The sequence below is a fragment of the Salinibacterium sp. CAN_S4 genome (genome assembly GCF_015752305.1).
Lineage (GTDB): Bacteria > Actinomycetota > Actinomycetes > Actinomycetales > Microbacteriaceae > Rhodoglobus.
The window spans coordinates 384,352-404,530 of sequence record NZ_JADOVB010000001.1 but is presented as its reverse complement, the minus strand read 5'-3'; the positions used below and the strand labels follow the sequence as shown (position 1 = coordinate 404,530).

The window sequence follows — 20,179 nt, the reverse complement described above, 5'->3', positions numbered from 1 at the left end:
CACAGTAACTGATGACGAGTGTTGCTCGCCCCGTCGATTTCGGCTGTCGGCCGTAAATTTTCCACCGGTGCACCCGTCGTGTTAGCCCGGCCGTAACCCATTCGACAGGCTAGCGTTTATGGCATGTCGTGCATCAGGTTCAACACCCCGGCCCAACGGAAGCAGATGAAGGCGATGGCGCCGGCGATGGTGACCGCCGAGCAGGCCGAGTCGCTGCATCCTGCGCCCAGGGTCACCGACAGCAAGATCACGCGGCTTCGATTGCTGGCCACGCACTCGAACCCCAAGATCCGAGAGAGTGTCGCGAGCAGCTACAACACGCCTGTCGACCTGTTCGCTGCTCTTGCCGCGGATGACGACGAAGGCGTACGTGCCTGTGTCGCACGCAACGAAACGGCCCCGTGTGACGTGCTCCGATCCCTCGTCGACGACCCATCGGAGCGCGTACGCGGATTCCTCGCCCTGAACTTCTACGTTCCCGCTGACTCCATGGCGCAACTGTCGGTCGACCACAGCGAGACGGTCCGAAGCCTCGTGCAGTGGAAGTCGGATGTTGCGACGGCCTGACCTCGGTCTCCCTCCCGTCGTCAGCACCGGCCCGCGATGATGGCTGCCCTGTCAGCCCGCGTCGACAGTTGGCTCTGGGCGGTCAGGGTATTCAAGACCCGGTCGGCCGCCACCGCAGCGACGCGGTCGGGGCACATCCGTGTCAACGGGGAACGAGCCAAGGCGGCACAGCACGTCAAGCCCGGCGACGAGGTGAGAGTGCGGATAGCGGGCTTCGATCGCATCCTGGTCGTGCGCGAGATTCTGTCGAAGAGGGTCGGATCAGTACTCGCCGTAGAGGCCTTCACGGACATCAGCCCGCCACTTCCGGCACCGGAAGAAGTGGCCTTGCTTCCCCAGCGCGATCGTGGAGCAGGCCGGCCGACAAAGCGGGAGCGGCGGGATATGGAGAAGCTGCGAGGCAGGGTGTCCGACCCTCTCGACTGACCTCCAGCGAGCCGCGTTAGTGTCGGGTTATGGGCAGAATCTCGGACTCCTGGCGTTCGCACCTCTTGACAACTTTTTCGGGAGAGAGCTCGGGTCGCCCACAGTGGGTGAGCCGGATCGAGCAGGGTGATGACGAAGGATTTTTCGGTCCGGATTCCGCGTCGTGGGCCGTGCACGGCGGCATGGGCACGCTCGTAGCGGGGATCAGGGCCCTTCTCATGCAGACCCTCCATCCCGGAGCGATGGCCGGCGTGCACGACTGGTCCCGCTACAAGGAAGACCCGCTCGGCAGGCTCTCCGGAACGATCCAATGGCTGATCACCGTCACCTTTGCGGGCACGGAACAGGCGAGGCTCGAGTCGTCACGGGTGGGGAAGTATCACGACAGGGTCGCGGGAACGTATATCGACGCAGCGGGGGTCGAACGCGCGTACACCGCCGGCGACCAGGAGCTGCTCGCCTGGGTCCACGCGGTGTTCACCGACGCATTCCTCGGCTGCCACGAGTTGTGGGGCGGGCCTATCCCCGGCGGGGCAGACCAGTACGTGAGTGAGTGGGCTGCCGCCGGCGAACTCGTGGGCGTGCAGCATCCACCGCGATCTCGGGCCGAACTGAAGGCACAGATCGACGGGTTCCGGCCCGTGCTCAAGAGTGACGAACGGGTGAGGGAGGCTGTGCGGTTCATCCGGAATCCACCACTGAGACGATCGATGCTGCCGGCCTACCGGGTGCTGTTCGCCGGAGCTGTCGCATCGCTGCCGGAAGAGCATCGCCAACTGCTGGGACTGCGCCGTTCCCGCCTTCCCGTGATCTGGGCCACTGGGCTCGTGTTGCGCGGCGTCGGTCGCGTTCTCGGCAGCTCGTCGACGAGCGAGGATGCCGCTCGAAAGCGCATAGCCAGAATCCGTCAGGCGTGACCTCGCCCCGCCAGCGGGGTACGCTCGGGAGACGAGCCGCCTGGCTCACAGGAGGATAACGTCATGGCCGATAAGTCACCGAAGAAAACCACAGCCAAGACTGCAGCCAGCAAGTCTCTCAAAGAGAAGCGCGCTGACAAGAAAGACAAGGCCGCGAGCAAGCGCAAGGACTAACCTCCGTCGGTGGCACGGGGCATGCTCGAATCATGACTCACGGAATCATTCCCCCGTACCTCTTGAGGCGCATTGCCCGCCTCGAAGACGCCAGGTATGCCGTGGCTGCTCATGCGGCCCGCGTGGCGCTCGAGCACGATAAGCGATTCCGATCGGTGCGCTTCGACCTCGGTTTCGATGAGAACAACGATCTCGTCGCGACCCTGGTCGATGCGCCCGATCGCACCATCTCAGACGCGGCCGGAACGATGACCATCCCCGGCACCCCGGTTCGGCGCGAGGGCGACGATCCCACGGGGGATCCTGCGACGGACGAAGCCTACGACGGGCTCGGCGCCACATTCGCCCTCTACTCAGAGGTCTACGGCCGTAACTCGATCGACGGCACCGGACTCCCCCTCGATGCGACAGTCCACTACGGCGACCTGTACGACAACGCGTTCTGGGATGGCGAACGCATGGTGTTCGGCGACGGTGACGGCGAGATCTTCACGCGATTCACCGCCTCACTCTCGGTCATCGGGCACGAGCTCGCCCACGGGGTCACGCAGTACACGGCCGGACTCGTCTACCGCGACCAGTCCGGAGCCCTCAACGAGTCCATCTCGGACGTCTTCGGCGCACTCGTCGAACAGCACTCGCGCGGTCAATCCGTCACCGAAGCCAGCTGGCTCATCGGCGAGGGAATCTTCACCACCGAGGTCGAAGGCTCGGCCCTGCGGTCACTTCGCGCCCCCGGCACGGCCTACGACGATGACGTGCTCGGTACAGACCCGCAGCCCGCGCACTTCGACGACTACATCCAGACCGATGAAGACGGAGGCGGAGTGCACCTGAATTCCGGCATCCCGAATCGCGCGTTCTACCTCGTCGCCGAGTCACTCGGCGGCAACGCCTGGGACCGTGCTGGCCAGATCTGGTACGACGCCATCAATGGCCCGACCCTCACAGCACGAGCCGATTTCGCCCAGTTCGCGACGGCGACGGTTGCTGCTGCCGCGCAGAGGTACGGCGGTGAATCAGCAGAGGTCTCGGCCGTGAACGAGGGCTGGGCTGGTGTCGGAATCGCAGCTCAGCCTCCGCGGGGCGCCGGGAGCGACTGATCAGGATGCCGGCCGAACTCACGATCACCGTCGCGCGGACTGGCGGATTCGCCGGCCTTACGCGCACGTGGTCGCTGTCGGTGGCGCTCGAGAAATCAGACGAATTGCTCGACCTGGTGAAGGCGTGCCCGTGGCGTAGCATCCGTCCGGATACGGTCTCCCGGGATCGCTTCGTCTACCTGATCACCGTGCGTGCGCCCCGCACCCGCCGTACGGCGACCGTGCCGGAGTCGGCGCTGACGGGCCCGTGGAAGACGCTCGTCGAGCGGGTGCAGGAGCATCCTGCGCCAGCCCCGACGTGGACTCCCCCGCGGACTGTCTGACCCCGTCGCGTCAGGACTTCGGCGCCCTAGGACTTCGGCGGTGCGACCCTCGGCGGCGCCGACTTGGGAGCCGACGTTCGCGGGGCTGGAACCTGCGTTTCCGCGATGCCCTTGCCGATGGCCTCCCCCGTCATGCGGCCGGTGATGATGTCGGAGATGTCGATGCCGACCAGATCTTTCAGGATCTGGTTGACGGTGGTGAGCTGGGTGGCCACGTTCTGGCCCACCTGTTCGGATCCTTTACCATCCGACGAGATCACCGTCATGTTCGAGATCGAGGAGAGCGGCTCTGAGGCCGCTCGCACGATCTCGGGAAGCTGCGCGATGACCTGCTGGCGCAGCAGGTCCCCGGCGCCCTGCTCGAGAGCCTCGGCGCGAGCCTTGGTGGCGTCGGCCTCAGCATTTCCGCGGGCTCGGATCGAGGCGGCCTCGGCCTCACCCTCGGCCTGCAATGCTTCGGCGGCCGCGATGCGTCGGCTGCGCTCCGCGAGACCCTCGGCTTCGACGGCTTCTGCAGCGCTGCGGCGGCGGTTGCGCTCGGCCACACCCTCGGCTTCGATGGCCTCGGCGCTCGAGCGACGCGAGTCGCGGTCGGCGTTGGCCGCTGCGACCGCTGCCGTGGCATCCGCCTCAGCCTTCTTGGAGATGGAGTAGGCCTCGGCATCGGCGACCGCCCGGATCTCGGCGTCGAGTTCCTGCTTGCGCAGACCGACACGCTTTCCCGCGGTGACCTCCTGCTGGGCCACGACCTCCTGCTGGGCGATAGCTTCGGCGAGCGGAGCTGCCGAAGCGGCTTCGGCCCTGGCCTTATCGGTCTCCTTCTGGATCTCGGCGTTGCGCAGATCGAGCTTGCGCTGCGACTCGGCCACGGCCTGGTCTGCCGAGATCCGCGCTTCCTCGGATGCCTGGCGCGACACCGATTCGGCGATCTCGGCGACCTGCTTCACTCGCGCTGCCTCACCTCGACCGAGGTCGCGGATGTAGCCGTTGTCGTCGTCGATCTCCTTGATCTGCAGCGTGTCGATCGTGAGTCCCTGCACATCGAGGGATTCGCGCACGGCTTCGAGCACCTGGCCCTGCAGCGCAGAGCGGTTGGTGATGATCTCGGTCACCGTCAGCTGGCCGACGATCGATCGCACCGATCCGCTGAGGACTTCTTCGGTGGATGTCTCGATCTGGTCCTGCTGGTTGAGGAACCGTTGCGCGGCCGCCCGCACCATCGACTCGGAGCCGCCGACCTTGACGACGGCGACAGCGTTGACCCGGATCGTGATCGCATCCCGCGTCTGCGCTGTGGCCTGCACGTTGAGCTGCCTGCTGCGCAGGCTCAGCTTGAAGTGTGCTTCGATGATGGGTTTGACGAACACACGCGATCCGAAGACGACCTTCTGGCCGGCATTCTCGGTCTCGGCTTCCCCCAGTTTGAGCGCTTTCTGACGCGATGTGACGATGATCGCCTCGTCGGGCTTTGCGACCTTGATTCCGCGCAATAACGTGACAATCACGATGAGGACGAGGAGAACGACCGCCCCCACGATGATTGCTGTGGTCAGTAGATCAGTAGGAAACATGGCAGCAGGCCCTCCGGCGTCGGCAGTAGTCGCCCCGAGCCTATCGGTTGGGACATTCGCTCCCGAGCTTTACTCGGGGTCGAGTCCGCCCAGTCGTCGAAGCACAGCGTTCAGGAGCGTGCCCTCGGCATCGGGGATCATGTGGTGGTTGAGGTAGATGCCCTCGAGCCATGGCAGAACCTCGACGGCGGGAAGGCCGATCTCGTCCCAGTCCACCCCCGGCAATGCCCTCGATCGCGGAACACCGGTCGCGGCATCCGTCCAGGCGTGCGCTATCGGCCGGTCGGGTTCGGACTCGCCGGGACCCCAGGCCAGGGCGATCGGATGATTCTCGCCATCGATGTGGTCGTGGTTCACGCTGCCGGCGCCCAGCCAGGGCAATGTCATCAGCTCGCCCTCGACCTCGATCTCGATCAGGTCGAGTTGCGCCGGCTCATCCACCTCGCAGATGTAGAGGTCGAACCCGGAGTCGTGCCAGGCCGCAGCCTGGGTGATGTCATCCAGCAGGCCCGGCAGGAGGGCGTGCAGGTCGCCGGCAAGGGCCTGGGCCCACTGCAGCAGGGCCGCTGTGTCGGCTACCGGCCATGGGCTCGAATCGCGGTGCTCACCGGCCTGGGTGTGGAAGTGATGGTCGGTTCCACTACCCGTGGTCTCGAGATGCAGCTGGCCGCTGTCGAACTCCACGTGCAGGTCACTCAACTGCGCATCGTCGTCCCAGTCGGCATAGAGCTCCGGATTCGACAACCGCAGGGGAAGAGGGAACGATGCCGCGTGCCTGACCCCGAGGTTGAGAACCGCGCGCAGTCGCGTGTTGGGCATGCGCAGGCTGAGGTCCGTCATCCCGACATTCTAAGGGCGGGGCCATCGCCGACTGGGATACCGTTCGAGGATGACAGACGCACGCGACACGACAACGGCGGCCGACCGGTCACACCTCCAGCGCTGCATCCAGCTCGCTCGGGACGCCGTCGACGCCGGGGACGAGCCGTTCGGTTCCCTGCTCGTCGACGCCACGGGGGTGGTGAGGCTCGAGGAGCGCAACAGGGTCGGCGGGGGCGACGAGACGCGGCATCCTGAATTCGAGATCGCCCGGTGGGCCGCGAACAACCTGACTCCGGATGAGCGCCGCTCGAGTGTCGTCTACACCTCTGGGGAACACTGCCCGATGTGCAGTGCCGCGCACGCCTGGGTGGGGCTCGGAACTATCGTCTTCGCGGCCAGCGGCGCACAACTGGCGGCCTGGCGGTCGGAGTGGGGACTGGCGCCGGGCGCGGTTGCCGTTCTCGGGATCGACACGATCGCACCGGGCACCCCGACCCGGGGTCCGTTCGCCGAGTTCGCCCCCGAGTTGCGCGAGCTGCACGCCCGAAGCCTCGGTCTGGCGCAAGCGTGAAGGCGCACCGGGCACTACCGTTGTAAGAATGACGGCACACGACACGACCGAAGACATCGAAACCGACCTCGGCGAGCAGGGCGAGTCGACCGGATTCGCTGATCTGGGGTTGAGTGACGCCGTGCTCAAGGCCGTGCGCGACGTCGGATACGAGACCCCCTCGGCCATCCAGGCCGCCACCATTCCTCCGCTGCTCGAGGGTCGTGACGTCGTCGGCCTCGCCCAGACCGGCACGGGGAAGACTGCGGCATTCGCCCTGCCGATCCTCTCGAGGCTCGACGTGTCCCAGAAGAAGCCGCAGGCGCTCGTGCTGTCCCCCACGCGTGAACTCGCGCTGCAGGTGTGTGAGGCCTTCGAACAGTACGCCTCCCACATGAAGGGCGTGCACGTGCTGCCCGTCTACGGCGGCCAGGCCTACGGAGTGCAGCTCTCGGCGCTTCGTCGTGGCGTGCATGTGGTCGTCGGTACGCCGGGCCGCATCATGGATCACCTCGCCAAGGGCACCCTCGATCTCTCCGAGTTGAAGTACCTCGTGCTCGACGAAGCTGACGAGATGCTCAAAATGGGCTTCGCCGAGGATGTCGAGACGATTCTCGCCGACACCCCTGAAGACAAGCAGGTCGCGCTGTTCTCGGCGACGATGCCGCCGCAGATCCGTCGTATTTCGCAGAAATACCTCCACGACGCCGAAGAGATCACCGTCAAGAACAAGACGACGACCTCGGCCAACACGACTCAGCGCTACCTGATGGTCTCGTACCCGCAGAAGGTCGACGCGCTCACCCGCATCCTGGAAGTGGAGAACTTCGAGGGCATGATCGTGTTCGTCCGTACCAAGAACGAGACAGAGACGCTCGCCGAGAAGCTGCGGGCGCGCGGCTATTCCGCCGCAGCCATCAGCGGCGATGTCGCCCAGGCCCAGCGCGAGCGCACTGTCGCCCAGTTGAAGTCGGGCAAGCTCGACATCCTGGTGGCGACGGATGTCGCTGCCCGTGGTCTCGACGTCGATCGCATCAGCCACGTGGTGAACTTCGACATCCCGATCGACACCGAATCGTACGTGCACCGTATCGGCCGCACGGGGCGCGCGGGACGCAGTGGAGCCGCGATCAGCTTCGTCACACCACGGGAGCGCAGGCTGCTCGGCGCCATCGAGAAGGCGACCCGCCAGCCCCTGACCCAGATGCAGCTGCCCTCGGTCGAGGACGTCAACGTCACCAGGCTGGCGCGATTCGACGACGCCATCACCGAGGCACTCAACCAGCAGTCGCGCATCGCCGCGTTCAGGGACATCGTCGGCCACTACATCAAGAACCACGATGTGCCGGAGGCCGACGTCGCCGCCGCACTCGCTGTGGTGGCGCAGGGTGAGACTCCCCTGCTGCTCAATCCGGCCGACGAGCGCCCGCAGCGTTTCGATCGCGAGGAGCGCACCGACCGTCCGGATCGCGGAGACCGGGACGACCGCGGCGAGCGTCCCGAGCGTCGTCCGCGCTCCAACAAAGCCATGTCCCCGTACCGCATAGAGGTCGGAAAGCGCCATCGCGTCGAGCCGCGCCAGATCGTCGGAGCACTCGCGAATGAGGGCGGCCTGAGCAGGGACGACTTCGGTCACATCCAGATCCGCCCGGATTTCTCGATCGTGGAGTTGCCCGCAGACCTGCCGGGTCACGTGCTCGCCAAGCTGAAGGACACCCGTATCAGCGGGAAGCTCATCGAGATCCGTCCGGATGTGCGCGGAGGGGTCCGCTCGAGCGACCGTGGCGAGCGACCAGCGCGCTACAAGGGCTGAGGCCCGCCGCACCAGGAGCCACAGGCGACGAGGTCTACAGGAACGCTCTGCGCGGTCATCAGCGTGTATCCGAAATTCGTCATGGATTCGGGCTGCCACCGCAGAGAGTCGCACTCTAGGGGTTGACGGACCTTTAGAGCTGCACCAGCGTGATGTCCCGCAGGGCGCCATCGTCCACGATCGCGGTGAGGTATGTGCGCCTCGGCTGCCGTCGCCGGTCGGTCGGCGATCCCGGATTCAGCAGCCGGAGCCCCGCCGGCGTGGTGGTATCCCAGGGGATGTGGCTGTGGCCGAAGACCAGCACGTCGAGGTCGGGGAACACGGCATCCATCCGCGCCTCTCGACCCTTCGACTGGCCGGTCTCATGTACGACAGCGAACCGCACCCCCTCGATGGTGCGACGTGCGACCTCGGGAAGCCGCGCGCGCAGGTCGGCCGGGTCGTTATTGCCCCACACCCCCAGCACCTCGGCATGTGATTCGAGCTGGTCGAGAGTGGATGCCACGATCCAGTCACCAGAGTGGATCACGAGGTCAGCGGCATCCGCTGCCTCGAGCACGGCTTCAGGGAGCTGCCGCGCTCGCGTGGGCACATGGGTGTCCGCGACGATGAGCAGCCGCGTCGTCATGCGGGAGGGCGACCGGCATCGGCACAATCCCGGCACCACCAGCCCGTGAAGCGCTCGAGCATCACGAGCTCGCGAGCGGCTCCGCACGTCGGGCATGGCGGATTCGGATCGACGCCATCGGTGTGCTCGACCGCTCTCGGCGACGTGTCATCCATGAAAGCAGTGTAGCCAGCCGACGGGAACCGAATGGTTCAGCGGGAGGTGCGATCCCGGCCGGCGAGCTTGGCCCTGAACATCGCGGCATCGGCTGCGCTGAGCAATTGCGACGCGGTCTGCCCGGGAACGGCCAGGGCAACGCCGACCGAGGCCGTGACGGGCCATCCGCCGTCGATGGGCGAAGCGCGCACGGCGTTGAGGATGCGCGTGGCGATCTGGTACGCCCCGAGCTCATCCACAGCATTGAACACCACGACGAACTCATCACCACCCAGCCGTGCCACGATGTCGCTTTCGCGGGCAGCCGACCGCAGGCTCCGCGCGACGTGGATGAGGGCCGTGTCGCCAGCGGCGTGACCGTGGGCGTCATTGATCGCCTTGAAATCATCGATGTCGACGAAGATTACCGCGAGGCCAGGGCCGGAGTAGTCAGCCGACAGGCGCCTGGCCAGCGCGTCGACGAGCGCGCGCCGGTTGAGGAGCCCCGTAAGCGGGTCGCGCAATGCCATCTCGGCGAGCTCCGCCGTCGACCTCGCGACCAGAACAGACGACAATTCGCGAACGAGTTCGGATGCCTCGGCTTCCACCTCCGCCCAGTGCGCTGATGCACCGCTGATCGCCGGCGGGCTGGTTCGCACAGGTTCGGTGCCAGGCGCAGCGGACGTTTCATCATCGGTTGCCGGATCCTGGATCCACTCCGGCAGATGGGTCGATTCCCCGCGAAACCAGGCGATGAAATCGCCACTGTTCCCGAGGCGCCGAATCAACAGCCCGGTGACGCCCGGCAACTCTCGCGCCAGCGTGGGGAGGGCGATGGGAACGGCATCGCTGGAGAAATCGGTTCCGCCACCGAGGTCGGCGACGGCAGCGGGAATGCGCCGGATCACGTCTTCGGCAGGCACTCGACCGATGGTTCCCAGGCGGCCACCGAGGTTGATCGCGGCGCCATCGGCCGGGATGAAGTCGAGCAGGGTGATATCGCGCAACAGCAGGCTGTCGACAATGTCCTCTCCCGCCGCGACCTGCGCCACGAGAATCGCCCGAATCTGCCGCACCGAATCGCGCTGTTTCATCATCTGGATTTCCTGCATCGCACCGAACTGAAGTGCGAGCTGGTTGGCGAGCAGTTCAAGAGCATCGCGGAGCGTGTAGTGCAGGGGGCGCTCAGAACGATTGCCGCAATTGATCACGCCGAGCAACGCTCCGTTGCGTACGACGGCGATGAAGAAGGTGGAGCCGTAGCCGACGCCCCTGAGCAGTTCCGAATCCCGGGGGGATGGTGCCGAGAGCACGGCCGCTGCAAGATCCAGATCGACCGCATCCGCGCTGGTATCGGCAGATAACAGAGATACGCTCTCCTGGCTGTTGATGACCATCCGGGACTGCTTGGTGAGGTAGACCCTGCTGGGTTCATCCGCGATATACGCCGCAGAGAAATGGATCCCCAGGTGTGACTCGAGATCCTCCGCCTGGGCTGCAGCCACCACCTCACCGTGTCCATCGGGATGGTAGTACGAGATGTCGACACGGTCGTAGCCCGTGATAGCCCGCATTCCGGATGCTGCTCGAGCCCAGAGCTCTGAGGTCGTCTGGGCCGTCGCCATGCTGCGCATCGCATCCCGTATCAGGAAGTGCGCTCGCTCATCGCTGTCGATGTATGGCTCGAGCTCGACGAAGAGACTGTCACCGCTCGAGTGACTGATGGCATCGAATCGCGTGCCATTGACGACGGCCTCGGTCGGAGTCGAGCGGGTGCCGGCAATAACCTCGCGCACACGATCGACCGCCGCCCCGCCGACGATGTCTGCCAGCGATCGGCCGAGGAATCCCGAGGGTTCGACACCGGCGAGCCGCGTTGTGTTGTCACTGACGTGAGTGACGACCATGGTGCCGGGGTCGACGGCGATGAAAATACCCCACGACTGAATGGCCGCCGGGGTGATCCGAGGGGGAGCCGTGCGCTCATCCCTCAGGGGAAGCCCGTCGGCAGTCATAGCCAGACCGGTGAGCTGGGACCGCTGTCAGGGTGCACGTGTGGCGCCAATCGTGTCGGGCGACTCCATGCACAGGGGCCGCCTAGGTGCGGGAAGGTGATCGCAGCCTATGGCCGAGACGCCACGGTTGCAATCCAAATTTTGGCGATCGCGATCGCGGCACCTCACCCGAGGTCAGAGGTGAATCTACGTCAGGATCTGGGGGCACGACGGGCGCTGTCAGCGACCGCTCGACCGATGCCCACGACGCCAAGCCCGGCGACGGCAAGTCCGAGGATCACCGGACCCTGAGCGCTCATGCCGCTCGCCACCGGCGCGAAGAGGTCGAGGCCACCGAAGACCAGCGTTCCGAAGCACACTACCGTCCAGACAGCACCGAGTGCCATCAGCAGGATTCCCCCCACGATTGCGGCGACCTGCCCGAATGACTCGATTCGGCGTCGTGGTAGCTCACGTCGTCCCATGGTGCCGATGCTACCGGCCACGACGGCGCCCATCGAGCCGGAGGAGCATATCCCACTGCGCTCACACCGGCCACCGTCGCAGGGGGCCGTGGGTGCTGCAGTAAACTGATTCTCTGGATCACAGGGCCTACAGGCCCGTTCGACGGAGGTTTCGTGGCAGGAAATGCGACCACCCGCTTTGACAACGTTTCACTGTTGTCGGTCGCGAGTACTCTACCCAGCCGGGTGACGACGTCTGTCGACATCGAAACCCGACTTGCAGCTGCGCTCTCGCGACTCGATCTGCCGAAAGGGCTGCTGCAGCGCGTTGCCGGAGTGCTCGAACGCCGCAACTGGGCCTCCGGCGAGACCTCAGACGATGCGACGGTATCTGCAGGACGACGCGCCCTCGCCGAAGCGGGCGTCGACCCCTCCGAGGTCGGACTCCTCATCAACACGTCGGTGACGCGCCAGCACCTCGAACCGTCGGTCGCCGTGCGACTGCATCACGGGCTCGGATTGCCCAGCTCCGCGATCAACTTCGACGTCGCCAATGCGTGCCTCGGGTTCGTCAGCGGGATGAGCCTCGCGGCGAGCATGATCGAGTCAGGTCAGATCAAGTACGCCATCGTCGTCAATGGTGAGGATGCTGACGAGATCCAGGTGAACACCATCGACAGGTTGCTCAAGTCGGACAGCGATCGCGACGGGTTCATGAGCGAATTCGCGTCGCTCACTCTCGGTTCGGGATCGGCTGCCGCCGTACTGGGCCGCACCGACGAGAATCCTGCCGGACACCCCATCCTCGGTGGCGTCACTCGGGCCGCGACCCAGTTCCACGACCTGTGTGTCGGCAGTGTCGATGGCATGTTCACCGACGCGAAGGCTCTCCTGAAGGGCGGGCTCGACCTCGTGGTCTCGGCCTGGAAAGAGGCCGCTCACGACTGGAACTGGTCGTCGATGGATATGTACATCACGCACCAGGTCTCGTCTGTTCACACGAACGCCATCATCAAGGCCGCGAAACTCGACAGGCATCGAGTGCCGATCACGTTCCCCCGGTTCGGGAACGTCGGCCCGGCATCCATTCCCATCACTCTCGTCGAAGCGCAGGACACCCTCACCAAGGGTGATCGCGTGCTGCTCATGGGCGTGGGTTCAGGTCTCAACACCGCGATGATGGAACTCGCGTGGTGACGGCGTCCTGACAGCAGCGGCATCATGACTGGATCGTCTTCTCCTCTTCCTCGCGACCTGCCCGGACTCGACAGTCGGTTCAGTCGCACCGCCTCCGTGTCGGGTTCCGGCGTCGACGACGGACGCCAGCGGGAATGGCACTATCTCGACACCGGGGACGAACTGGCTGCGCTAGGCGTGCCCATCGTCGGCACAGTCCTCGCCGTGCACGGTAATCCGACCTGGTCGTACCTGTGGCGCGACCTGCTCAACCGCTCTGTCGCGGCGGCCACGTCGGGATCGCCAGCCTGGCGGGTCATTGCGGTGGACCAGCTCGACATGGGCTTCTCCGAGCGCACCGGCGTGCATAGGCCGCTCGCACAGCGGGTTCTCGACCTCGGTGCGTTCTCTGACTCACTCACTCTCACTGGCCCCGTTCTCACGCTCGGTCACGACTGGGGCGGAGTGGTCTCGCTGGGGTGGGCGGTCGGCCACCCGGCGGAGCTCGCGGGCGTCATGCTGCTGAATACGGCCATCCATCATCCCCGCGGCGTGCCGATCCCTGCGCCGCTGCGGCTCGCCGGCGCTCGAGGGATGCTCGCGGCATCCACCATTCACACCCCAGCATTCCTCGAGACAACCCTGGCGCTCGCCTCCCCCGCCCTCGAACCTGCGGTGAAGGATGCGTATCGCGCGCCTTACCGCTCGGCGCACCGACGCGGTGGGATCGGCGGATTCGTGGCCGACATCCCCGTCGACTCCCGCCACGAAAGCTTCAGCGAACTCGAGCGGATCGCCGCGGGAGTGGCCGAGCTCGAGGTTCCTGCGCTCATGCTGTGGGGACCGCGCGACCCGATCTTCGGCGATCGCTACCTCGATGATCTCATCGACCGGATGCCGCAGGCCGACGTGCACAGGTTCGAGGGCGCCGGCCACCTCATCGCCGAAGATGCGCCGTATGCGGACGCTGTGCTGACTTGGCTGGGTGACAACGTCGATCGCTTCGTCGATCCCGTCGCGCCGCTGGACTCGATCGCGCCGTCGGGAAGTGACGACGCGCCGTCCACCCCGCTGTGGCACGCGCTCGACGGGCGACGCGACGACGACTCGATCGCCGTCGTCGACCTGTCCGCCCGGGGAGGGCGCGGTCCCCGGCAGGTCAGCTGGCGCCAACTCGCCGACAGGGTGCGCCGGATCGCCTGCGGCCTCACCGCCATCGGCGTACGACCGGGCCAGCGGGTGTCGCTGCTCATTCCGCCGGGGCCGACGCTGACGGCCGTGGTCTACGCCTGCCTGCGGATCGGCGTTGTCGTCGTCGTTGCCGACGCAGGTCTCGGTGTGAAGGGGCTGACGCGCGCGGTGCGTGGGTCATGGCCGGACGTCGTGATCGGGGAGGTCCCCGGGCTCGTGGCCGCGCGCACGCTCGGCTGGCCGGGACTGCGCATCTCCGCCGCTCGACTGCCGAAGGTGTCGGCGGCCGCACTGGGCGTCTCGCACAGCCTCAGCGACCTGCTGGCGATCGGCGCCGGTACGCCGCTCCCCGCGCCGCCGCTTCCCGACGATGAGGCCGCGATCCTGTTCACCTCGGGGTCGACCGGCCCCGCCAAGGGCGTCGTGTATCGGCACCGGCAGCTCTCCGCACTCCGCGACGTGCTCGCGAGCCATTTCGACGTGACGGCCGACTCCGGGCTCGTGACGGGCTTCGCGCCCTTCGCCCTGCTCGGTCCCGCCCTCGGTACGCGGTCGATTACGCCCGAGATGGATGTCTCGGCCCCCCGCACCCTGACGGCCAGCGCCGTCGCGGCCGCCGTGCGGGTGTCACAGTCCAGCATCGTCTTCCTCTCCCCCGCCGCCATCCTGAACGTCGTCGCCACGGCTGGCGACCTGGCGCAACAGGATCACGAGGAACTCGCTCGGGTGCGGACGTTCCTCTCCACCGGTGCGCCGATCAGCGCCGAGCTGCTCGCTTCGGCCAACTCCCTCATGCCGAACGCGATCCCGCACGCGCCGTACGGGATGACCGAATGCCTGCTCGTGACCGACATCGCGCTCGACGGAATTCGCGAAGCGGCCTCAGAAGCCGACTCCGGGGTGTGTGTGGGAGCGCCCATCGGGTCGAACCTCGTACTCATCAGCGCCCTCGACGCAGACGGACGCGCCGTGGGTGCTCCGGGCACCCAGCCCGGCGTCCTCGGGGAGATCGTGGTTTCGGCTCCTCACCTCAAAGTGCAGTACGACCGGCTGTGGCTGACCGATCGCGCCGCCGTTCGGGAGACTGGACTCGACACGGATGCGGCAGACGCACGCTGGCACCGCACCGGTGATGTCGGTCACCTGGACCACCTCGGTCGGCTCTGGGTCGAAGGCCGGCTGCCGCACGTGATCGTCACGGCGACGGGACCGGTGGCACCCGTCGGTGCGGAGCAGGATGTGGAGCGTGTTCCCACAGTGCGCCGCGCCGCCGTCGTCGGCGTCGGTCCGCACGGACTACGGCAGGCCGTGGCGGTCATCGAAACCGAGCGGCCGACCGCACGCCCCGGGCTGGCGACTCCGGATGTCACGGCCGCCGTGCGCGCGAGCACGACACTGCCGCTCGTGGCCGTGCTCGCCGTGCCGCGGCTCCCGACGGACATCCGCCACAACTCGAAGATCGACCGGTCGCGACTGTCCGACTGGGCCGAGCGTGTACTCGCCGGCGGGAAACCGACAGCACCGTGATCGTGCTCGTCACCGGGGCATCCGGGTTCCTCGGTCGTGCTGTCGCCGCAGAGCTGGTCGCTGCCGGGCACGAGGTGCGCACCTTGCAACGGCGGGCATCCGGGGTTTCGGGCGCGACTGACATGCTCGGTTCCATCACCGACCCGGGCCAGGTCGCTCGCGCGATGGTGGGGGTCGAGGGCGTCGTCCACCTCGCGGCAAAGGTGTCGCTCGCTGGCGACGCCACAGAGTTCCACGCGGTCAACGTTGAGGGCACACGCGTGGTTCTCGACGCGATCGAGGCAGCCGGGGTTGGCCGACTCGTTCACGTATCGTCGCCGTCGGTCGCTCACGCCGGGTCCGCCCTCGCGGGAGTCGGCGCCGAGCCCGCATCACCCGAGCAGGCGAGAGGCGACTACGCGCGCACGAAGGCGGAGGCGGAGCTGCTCGCGCTGGCCCGAGACTCGGAGGCGCTGCGCGTGATCGCCATCCGTCCGCACCTCGTCTGGGGTCCTGGTGACACCCAGCTCGTCGACCGGATCGTCGACAGGGCCCGCCGCGGACGGTTGCCGCTGCTCAACGGCGGCACCGCCCTCATCGATACGACGTACATCGACAACGCGGCATCCGGAATCGTCGCAGCGCTGCATCGAGCGGATGTCGCTCACGGAAAGGCCTTCGTTCTCACGAACGGCGAGCCCCGCCCGGTCGGTGACATCCTCTCGTCGATCTGCCTGGCTGCAGGAGTGCAGCCTCCGCGATGGAGCGTGCCTGCCGGCCTGGGTCGGGCCGTCGGATCGATGGTGGAACGGGTGTGGGCCGTGCGACCGGGAACTGATGAGCCACCCATGACCCGCTTTCTCGCGGAGCAGCTCTCGACGGCCCACTGGTTCGACCAGGCCGAGATCCGGCGCGCGCTGGACTGGACGCCGTCTGTCTCGATCGACGAGGGGCTGCGCCGGCTCGCGGCACACTACGCCGGGTGACTCAGGCCTGACCTGCTGCGGGGTTGCTGGCCGCGCCATCGAGCCAGAGCTCGGTGCTCGCGTCGCTATGGACCCCGTCGGTGCCGACGTGCTTCTCGCTGATGGTCGGACCGTTCTTGATGACGTGGACGAGCGCCATCGCGTGACCGCGCCCCAAACCGTAGTCGTCTTTGAGCCAGTCGACGATGGCTGCCGGCTTGAGCGGCGGGGTATCGAGGCCGCGCTCGGCAGCGATCGCGAGGATCTCGCGGGGCGTGAGGCCGGTCTTCTTCTCGATCGTGTCGAGGTAAGCCTGAAATGACATGATGTGCGCCTTTGTCGTCGATCGTGTTCGAGACGTACGTTACTCGGCCGCGCCCTCACGCGAGGTAGCAGTTCACGATCAGGTCTCCCCGGATCTCCCGCAGTCGGTCGACTACCCGATCGACGAGCTTGCCCGACACTGTGCCGGCAGTCACGTCGTAGGGCCCGAGGTGGTGCAGCTTGCCTCCTCGCACGCGCACGACCTCCCAGCCGGTACGGCGCAGCAGTCGATCCTTGCGCCGATCGACGGGCTCCCTCGTGCCGACATGTTCGAGCCCGTCCCGGCCAGTCGTGTCGTATTCGATGGCGACCATCAGTTCGGGGATCACGATGTCTGGCCACACCTCGAGATGCGTGAAGAACGGCTGGGCGATCCGCACAGCATTGAATCCCCCGTCGAAAGTCAGCCGTGCTGCCAACTTCTGCCTCAGTAGTTCCTCGGCCGCTGAGGCCGGGCGCGGCGCGCACTCGCTCCGGAACGGAACTCCGGGCTGGAGCGATGGCGTCTTCGAGCACAGGTCGGCGGTCGGCCGGGGTCGACGGGGAGCAGCCGGGCGCCCCACCGCGTCCTCCGAGCATTCGGGGCACCACGTCGACCGCCGGCGGCTCCGACCGGGTCGCTGTCTCTGCTCCCACGGGGTCGCCACGAACCGGTGGCCGCTGTCGCACTGCCACAGCAGCAACACGTCGGCGGCCGGCGGGATCTGGCTGAGCACGATGCCGAAGTTGAGGTCAGGATGATACTGGCGCACCAGCACCGGATACTGCAGCCACGCATCCCGGAACGTACCCACCCCGTAGGGCATGGCCGCGCCCTTGGACAGCTGCCGGCGAGCCCACCATAGTTCGATCCGCTCTGGCATACCGACACGATAGACACGGCTACCGACGTCGGGAGGTGGGAGGGTCGTCAGAAATCCTGAAGATTGCCGTGGATGCCGCCGCCGCCGAACTCGGTGCGAAGGATTCCGCGACGCCGAAGGATCGGTACGAGATCGTCGAGCAGGCGGTGGACCGTCACGGGGTGCAGGTCACCCCAGAGCAGGATTCCGTCATTGTCCGCGTCGTCGCCGAGGCGCTCCACGAGGTCGGCGAACTCATCGGCGGTACCCACGAATCCACTGCCGTCGGTGAGTCGGCCGAGTCGGGCCTGCCTGGCGAGCAACTGCCGCAACGGGGTGGTCTCGGGGTCGTACCCGCCAAGCAGACGGTTGATCGAGCCGCGGGAGACGTGCTCCCCGAAGATCGCGAGATCGAGTGGCGTGTCGAAGTCCTGGGCCGTGAGATCGGTCTCGAGGTCGCTCGACTGCTTCTCCGCGATCTGGAGCACGGCGGCGTCATCCGGATTCGCGGACTCCGCAACGAGACGGTCGGCCTCCGCTGCACTGCCGACGAGCACCGGCTGGATGGCGAACAGGATGGTGATGTCGCTCGGTGTGCGCCCCTCCTCCAACGCTGCAGCATGAATCCTGGCTCGATACGCGCGCACACTCTCGGTATCGAGCGGGGCGAGCGCGAGCTGCACATCGGAGTTCGCTCCGGCGAATCCGAGGCCGCGACCGGAGCCGCCCGGCGAGACGATCGCCGGCTCCCCTTCCGTGAAGGGGATCGCATTCAGAGGTCCATCGAACGAGAAGTATTTACCGCGATACTGCACAGTTCGCAGCAGGGAACCGTCGGCATACCGGCCGACGGCGGGGTCTGCGATGAGCGCGCCGGGATTCCAGCTGCGCCAGAGGTCCCTGATCCCCGCAAGCCATTCCTCGGCCCGGTCATACGCGGCGTCGTGGCCGAGGGGCGCCGAGTCACCGAAGTGCCGGGCACTCCCGGTGTCCGTGACCACATTGAGGCCGAGGCGGTGTCCGCTGAGGTGCTGCAGTGAGGCGAACTGGCGCGCCGCGGTGTACGGAAGATAGGCGGCGGGGTTGACCGTCGGAGCGATACCGATGTGCTGCGTTGCGGCGAACAGGTAGGGCGCGAGCAGAAGAGGATCGTGCTTGGGGCCACCGAATGCCTGGCGGATGCGAAGGTCGATCGTCGCCGCGTTGCCGAGCGACGGGGCATCCTCGATGATCAGCAGGTCGAACCCCGCCCGCTCGAGTTCGCGGACGGACTGTTGGTACAACTCCGGTTCGGTCCACCGCCAGTTCCAGTCGAGATACGGATGCCCCCACCCCTGTGGCCCGAAACCACGGGCAAGGAACCATCCGAAGTGCTGCTGGCGGGTCATCCGCGCACCGCCGTCAGGCCGCGTTCCAGGTCGGCGACAAGATCGGGCAGGTCTTCGATCCCGATGGATACGCGAAGGGTTCCCGGCCAGATGCCTGCCTCCTCGAGCTGCTCGTCGGTGCGCAGATTGTGGCTCGTGGTCGCCAGATGCAGCACGAGGGATCGCACGTCACCGAGATGCGTCATGTGGGTGAAGACCTCGAGGGCGTTGATGAACCGGCGAACCTCGTCGATGCCACCCCGAAGGGTGAACGAGAAAACAGAGCCCGTGCCGTCGGGAAGGTAGCGCTCAGCCAGCTCGAAATACGAGTTCGACTCGAGACCCGGGTAGTCGACCGATAGCACCTCCGGCTGCTTCTCCAGCCAGCGCGCGACCCCCAGAGCATTGGCAGACTGACGCTCGACGCGCAGCGACAGCGTTTCTACCCCCTGGTTGATGAGAAACGCATTCAGCGGTGACGGGGTCGGGCCGAAACGCAGCGCGACGCTGTCACGCAGGTAGGCGAGGCGGTCGGCATCCTTGTCGACGATCACACCACCGAGAACGGCACCATGACCGGCGAGGAATTTACTGGCCGAATGGATGACGATGTCGGCGCCATGTTCCAAGGGACGCACGAGGTACGGGGTGGCGAGCGTGTTGTCGACCACGAAGGCAATGCCGTGCCGCGATGCGACAGCTGCCACCGCGGCGATATCCAGCACCTCGTTCTTGGGGTTGGGAATCGATTCGGCGAACAGCACACGAGTGTTCGGGCGGATGAGGCGCTCCCACGCATCCGGATCGTTCGCGTCTTTCACGAAGTCGGTCTGGATGCCGAGCCGCGGCAGATTCTCGACGAAGAAGCCGCGACTGCCCTCGTAGATGCTCGAGGCCGACAGCATGTGGTCCCCCGACTGCAGCAACCCGAGGATGGTGACCGCGAGTGCAGCCTGACCGCTGCCCAACAGGAGGGCTTCGGCCCCACCCTCGAGCACGGCCATCCGCTGTTCGACCGCCTGGTTGGTCGGATTGGCTACCCGCGTGTAGGAAAAACCGTCGCCGGTCGAGAAATGGTCGACGGCCTGGTCGAAGTCGTCGAGCACGAACCCCGCGGTCAAATAAATGGGGAGCGCGCGCGGAGTAACCCGCGAGGCGGGGCTTCCTGCGTGGAGCTGTTGCGTGGCAAAGCCGGTCATGTCCTCAGGGTGCCATCGAGCCGGTGAAACATGACTATTTGCTAAGCACTGTTACGTCGCCGTACGCCGAAAACGGCGCGAATGCCGTGCACTGGATGACCTCCTTAAGCGACTCATGGATC

20 protein-coding genes are annotated in these 20,179 nt (G+C 66.4%); 10 read left to right on the top strand and 10 right to left on the bottom strand.

Going from position 1 to position 20,179, the window contains the following annotated elements; genetic code table 11:
• The first annotated feature begins 123 nt into the window (after positions 1-123).
• From IWX81_RS02055 to IWX81_RS02035, 5 genes are all read left to right on the top strand, one after another.
• Entirely contained in the window at positions 124-567 is a 444-nt protein-coding gene (locus IWX81_RS02055; RefSeq protein ID WP_199279612.1) for a hypothetical protein, read from the top strand.
• A 39-nt stretch (positions 568-606) separates the two neighbouring features.
• The gene (locus IWX81_RS02050; RefSeq protein ID WP_199280390.1) at positions 607-993 is read left to right on the top strand and encodes an RNA-binding S4 domain-containing protein; all 387 of its coding nucleotides are present in this window, start codon (positions 607-609) and stop codon (positions 991-993) included.
• 29 nt (positions 994-1,022) lie between these two features.
• Complete coding sequence (locus tag IWX81_RS02045; protein WP_199279611.1) at positions 1,023-1,910, top strand: oxygenase MpaB family protein; 888 nt, start codon at positions 1,023-1,025, stop codon at positions 1,908-1,910.
• Positions 1,911-2,116: 206 nt separating this feature from the next.
• The gene (locus IWX81_RS02040; protein ID WP_199279610.1) at positions 2,117-3,187 is read left to right on the top strand and encodes a M4 family metallopeptidase; all 1,071 of its coding nucleotides are present in this window, start codon (positions 2,117-2,119) and stop codon (positions 3,185-3,187) included.
• Positions 3,188-3,192: 5 nt separating this feature from the next.
• The gene (locus IWX81_RS02035; protein WP_199279609.1) at positions 3,193-3,510 is read left to right on the top strand and encodes a protealysin inhibitor emfourin; all 318 of its coding nucleotides are present in this window, start codon (positions 3,193-3,195) and stop codon (positions 3,508-3,510) included.
• Positions 3,511-3,536: 26 nt separating this feature from the next.
• Here the strand turns inward: IWX81_RS02035 and IWX81_RS02030 are convergent, their stop codons facing one another.
• Positions 3,537-5,081, bottom strand: a complete 1,545-nt coding sequence (locus IWX81_RS02030) for an SPFH domain-containing protein (protein ID WP_199279608.1) — start codon at positions 5,079-5,081, stop codon at positions 3,537-3,539.
• Between the two features lie 69 nt (positions 5,082-5,150).
• Positions 5,151-5,921: a hypothetical protein gene (locus IWX81_RS02025; RefSeq protein WP_199279607.1), complete on the bottom strand. Its 771-nt coding sequence runs from the start codon at positions 5,919-5,921 to the stop codon at positions 5,151-5,153.
• Between the two features lie 49 nt (positions 5,922-5,970).
• Between IWX81_RS02025 and IWX81_RS02020 the strand changes: the two genes are divergently transcribed.
• Entirely contained in the window at positions 5,971-6,474 is a 504-nt protein-coding gene (locus tag IWX81_RS02020) for a nucleoside deaminase (RefSeq protein ID WP_199279606.1), read from the top strand.
• Positions 6,475-6,502: 28 nt separating this feature from the next.
• Positions 6,503-8,266 carry a DEAD/DEAH box helicase gene (locus tag IWX81_RS02015; RefSeq protein WP_199279605.1) on the top strand — a complete coding sequence of 588 codons (1,764 nt, stop codon included), beginning with the start codon at positions 6,503-6,505 and terminating at the stop codon, positions 8,264-8,266.
• 133 nt (positions 8,267-8,399) lie between these two features.
• Here IWX81_RS02015 and IWX81_RS02010 read toward each other — a convergent pair whose 3' ends face one another.
• The 4 genes from IWX81_RS02010 to IWX81_RS01995 form a co-directional block, all read right to left on the bottom strand.
• Positions 8,400-8,894 (bottom strand): metallophosphoesterase family protein, encoded by a 495-nt coding sequence (locus tag IWX81_RS02010; RefSeq protein WP_199279604.1) that lies wholly within the window; start codon positions 8,892-8,894, stop codon positions 8,400-8,402.
• Positions 8,891-9,049 (bottom strand): hypothetical protein, encoded by a 159-nt coding sequence (locus IWX81_RS02005; protein ID WP_199279603.1) that lies wholly within the window; start codon positions 9,047-9,049, stop codon positions 8,891-8,893. The genes IWX81_RS02010 and IWX81_RS02005 overlap by 4 nt, the downstream gene beginning before the upstream one ends.
• 36 nt (positions 9,050-9,085) lie before the next feature.
• On the bottom strand, positions 9,086-11,044 hold the full coding sequence (locus IWX81_RS02000; protein ID WP_199279602.1) for a diguanylate cyclase: 1,959 nt from the start codon (positions 11,042-11,044) through the stop codon (positions 9,086-9,088).
• 191 nt (positions 11,045-11,235) lie between these two features.
• On the bottom strand, positions 11,236-11,508 hold the full coding sequence (locus tag IWX81_RS01995) for a hypothetical protein (protein WP_199279601.1): 273 nt from the start codon (positions 11,506-11,508) through the stop codon (positions 11,236-11,238).
• Positions 11,509-11,661: 153 nt separating this feature from the next.
• On the opposite strand from IWX81_RS01995, the gene IWX81_RS01990 reads away from it, so the two are divergent.
• The 3 genes from IWX81_RS01990 to IWX81_RS01980 are packed head-to-tail and all read left to right on the top strand — an operon-like array spanning position 11,662 to position 16,346.
• The gene (locus tag IWX81_RS01990) at positions 11,662-12,684 is read left to right on the top strand and encodes a 3-oxoacyl-ACP synthase III (RefSeq protein WP_199279600.1); all 1,023 of its coding nucleotides are present in this window, start codon (positions 11,662-11,664) and stop codon (positions 12,682-12,684) included.
• 24 nt (positions 12,685-12,708) lie between these two features.
• Positions 12,709-15,381: an alpha/beta fold hydrolase gene (locus IWX81_RS01985; RefSeq protein ID WP_199279599.1), complete on the top strand. Its 2,673-nt coding sequence runs from the start codon at positions 12,709-12,711 to the stop codon at positions 15,379-15,381.
• A complete protein-coding gene (locus IWX81_RS01980; RefSeq protein ID WP_199279598.1) occupies positions 15,378-16,346 on the top strand; it encodes an NAD-dependent epimerase/dehydratase family protein in 969 nt (322 codons plus the stop codon). Before IWX81_RS01985 ends, IWX81_RS01980 begins: the two co-directional genes overlap by 4 nt.
• A 1-nt stretch (position 16,347) precedes the next feature.
• Here IWX81_RS01980 and IWX81_RS01975 read toward each other — a convergent pair whose 3' ends face one another.
• The 4 genes from IWX81_RS01975 to IWX81_RS01960 are packed head-to-tail and all read right to left on the bottom strand — an operon-like array spanning position 16,348 to position 20,057.
• Complete coding sequence (locus IWX81_RS01975; protein WP_199279597.1) at positions 16,348-16,650, bottom strand: DUF4287 domain-containing protein; 303 nt, start codon at positions 16,648-16,650, stop codon at positions 16,348-16,350.
• A 55-nt stretch (positions 16,651-16,705) separates the two neighbouring features.
• Positions 16,706-17,512, bottom strand: a complete 807-nt coding sequence (locus IWX81_RS01970; RefSeq protein ID WP_199279596.1) for a zinc-ribbon domain-containing protein — start codon at positions 17,510-17,512, stop codon at positions 16,706-16,708.
• Between the two features lie 47 nt (positions 17,513-17,559).
• Positions 17,560-18,879 (bottom strand): LLM class flavin-dependent oxidoreductase, encoded by a 1,320-nt coding sequence (locus tag IWX81_RS01965; protein WP_199279595.1) that lies wholly within the window; start codon positions 18,877-18,879, stop codon positions 17,560-17,562.
• Positions 18,876-20,057 (bottom strand): O-acetylhomoserine aminocarboxypropyltransferase/cysteine synthase family protein, encoded by a 1,182-nt coding sequence (locus IWX81_RS01960; protein WP_199279594.1) that lies wholly within the window; start codon positions 20,055-20,057, stop codon positions 18,876-18,878. The genes IWX81_RS01965 and IWX81_RS01960 overlap by 4 nt, the downstream gene beginning before the upstream one ends.
• Between the last annotated feature and the right edge of the window lie 122 nt (positions 20,058-20,179).

Excerpts from the sequence above, each read along its gene's own strand:
- IWX81_RS02055 (WP_199279612.1), top strand. The coding sequence starts at position 124 with ATGTCGTGCATCAGGTTCAACACCCCGGCCCAACGGAAGCAGATGAAG.
- IWX81_RS02050 (WP_199280390.1), top strand. The coding sequence starts at position 607 with ATGGCTGCCCTGTCAGCCCGCGTCGACAGTTGGCTCTGGGCGGTCAGG.
- IWX81_RS02045 (WP_199279611.1), top strand. The coding sequence starts at position 1,023 with ATGGGCAGAATCTCGGACTCCTGGCGTTCGCACCTCTTGACAACTTTT.
- IWX81_RS02040 (WP_199279610.1), top strand. The coding sequence starts at position 2,117 with ATGACTCACGGAATCATTCCCCCGTACCTCTTGAGGCGCATTGCCCGC.
- IWX81_RS02035 (WP_199279609.1), top strand. The coding sequence starts at position 3,193 with ATGCCGGCCGAACTCACGATCACCGTCGCGCGGACTGGCGGATTCGCC.
- IWX81_RS02030 (WP_199279608.1), bottom strand. The coding sequence starts at position 5,081 with ATGTTTCCTACTGATCTACTGACCACAGCAATCATCGTGGGGGCGGTC.
- IWX81_RS02025 (WP_199279607.1), bottom strand. The coding sequence starts at position 5,921 with ATGACGGACCTCAGCCTGCGCATGCCCAACACGCGACTGCGCGCGGTT.
- IWX81_RS02020 (WP_199279606.1), top strand. The coding sequence starts at position 5,971 with ATGACAGACGCACGCGACACGACAACGGCGGCCGACCGGTCACACCTC.
- IWX81_RS02015 (WP_199279605.1), top strand. The coding sequence starts at position 6,503 with ATGACGGCACACGACACGACCGAAGACATCGAAACCGACCTCGGCGAG.
- IWX81_RS02010 (WP_199279604.1), bottom strand. The coding sequence starts at position 8,894 with ATGACGACGCGGCTGCTCATCGTCGCGGACACCCATGTGCCCACGCGA.
- IWX81_RS02005 (WP_199279603.1), bottom strand. The coding sequence starts at position 9,049 with ATGGATGACACGTCGCCGAGAGCGGTCGAGCACACCGATGGCGTCGAT.
- IWX81_RS02000 (WP_199279602.1), bottom strand. The coding sequence starts at position 11,044 with ATGACTGCCGACGGGCTTCCCCTGAGGGATGAGCGCACGGCTCCCCCT.
- IWX81_RS01995 (WP_199279601.1), bottom strand. The coding sequence starts at position 11,508 with ATGGGACGACGTGAGCTACCACGACGCCGAATCGAGTCATTCGGGCAG.
- IWX81_RS01985 (WP_199279599.1), top strand. The coding sequence starts at position 12,709 with ATGACTGGATCGTCTTCTCCTCTTCCTCGCGACCTGCCCGGACTCGAC.
- IWX81_RS01975 (WP_199279597.1), bottom strand. The coding sequence starts at position 16,650 with ATGTCATTTCAGGCTTACCTCGACACGATCGAGAAGAAGACCGGCCTC.
- IWX81_RS01970 (WP_199279596.1), bottom strand. The coding sequence starts at position 17,512 with ATGCCAGAGCGGATCGAACTATGGTGGGCTCGCCGGCAGCTGTCCAAG.
- IWX81_RS01965 (WP_199279595.1), bottom strand. The coding sequence starts at position 18,879 with ATGACCCGCCAGCAGCACTTCGGATGGTTCCTTGCCCGTGGTTTCGGG.
- IWX81_RS01960 (WP_199279594.1), bottom strand. The coding sequence starts at position 20,057 with ATGACCGGCTTTGCCACGCAACAGCTCCACGCAGGAAGCCCCGCCTCG.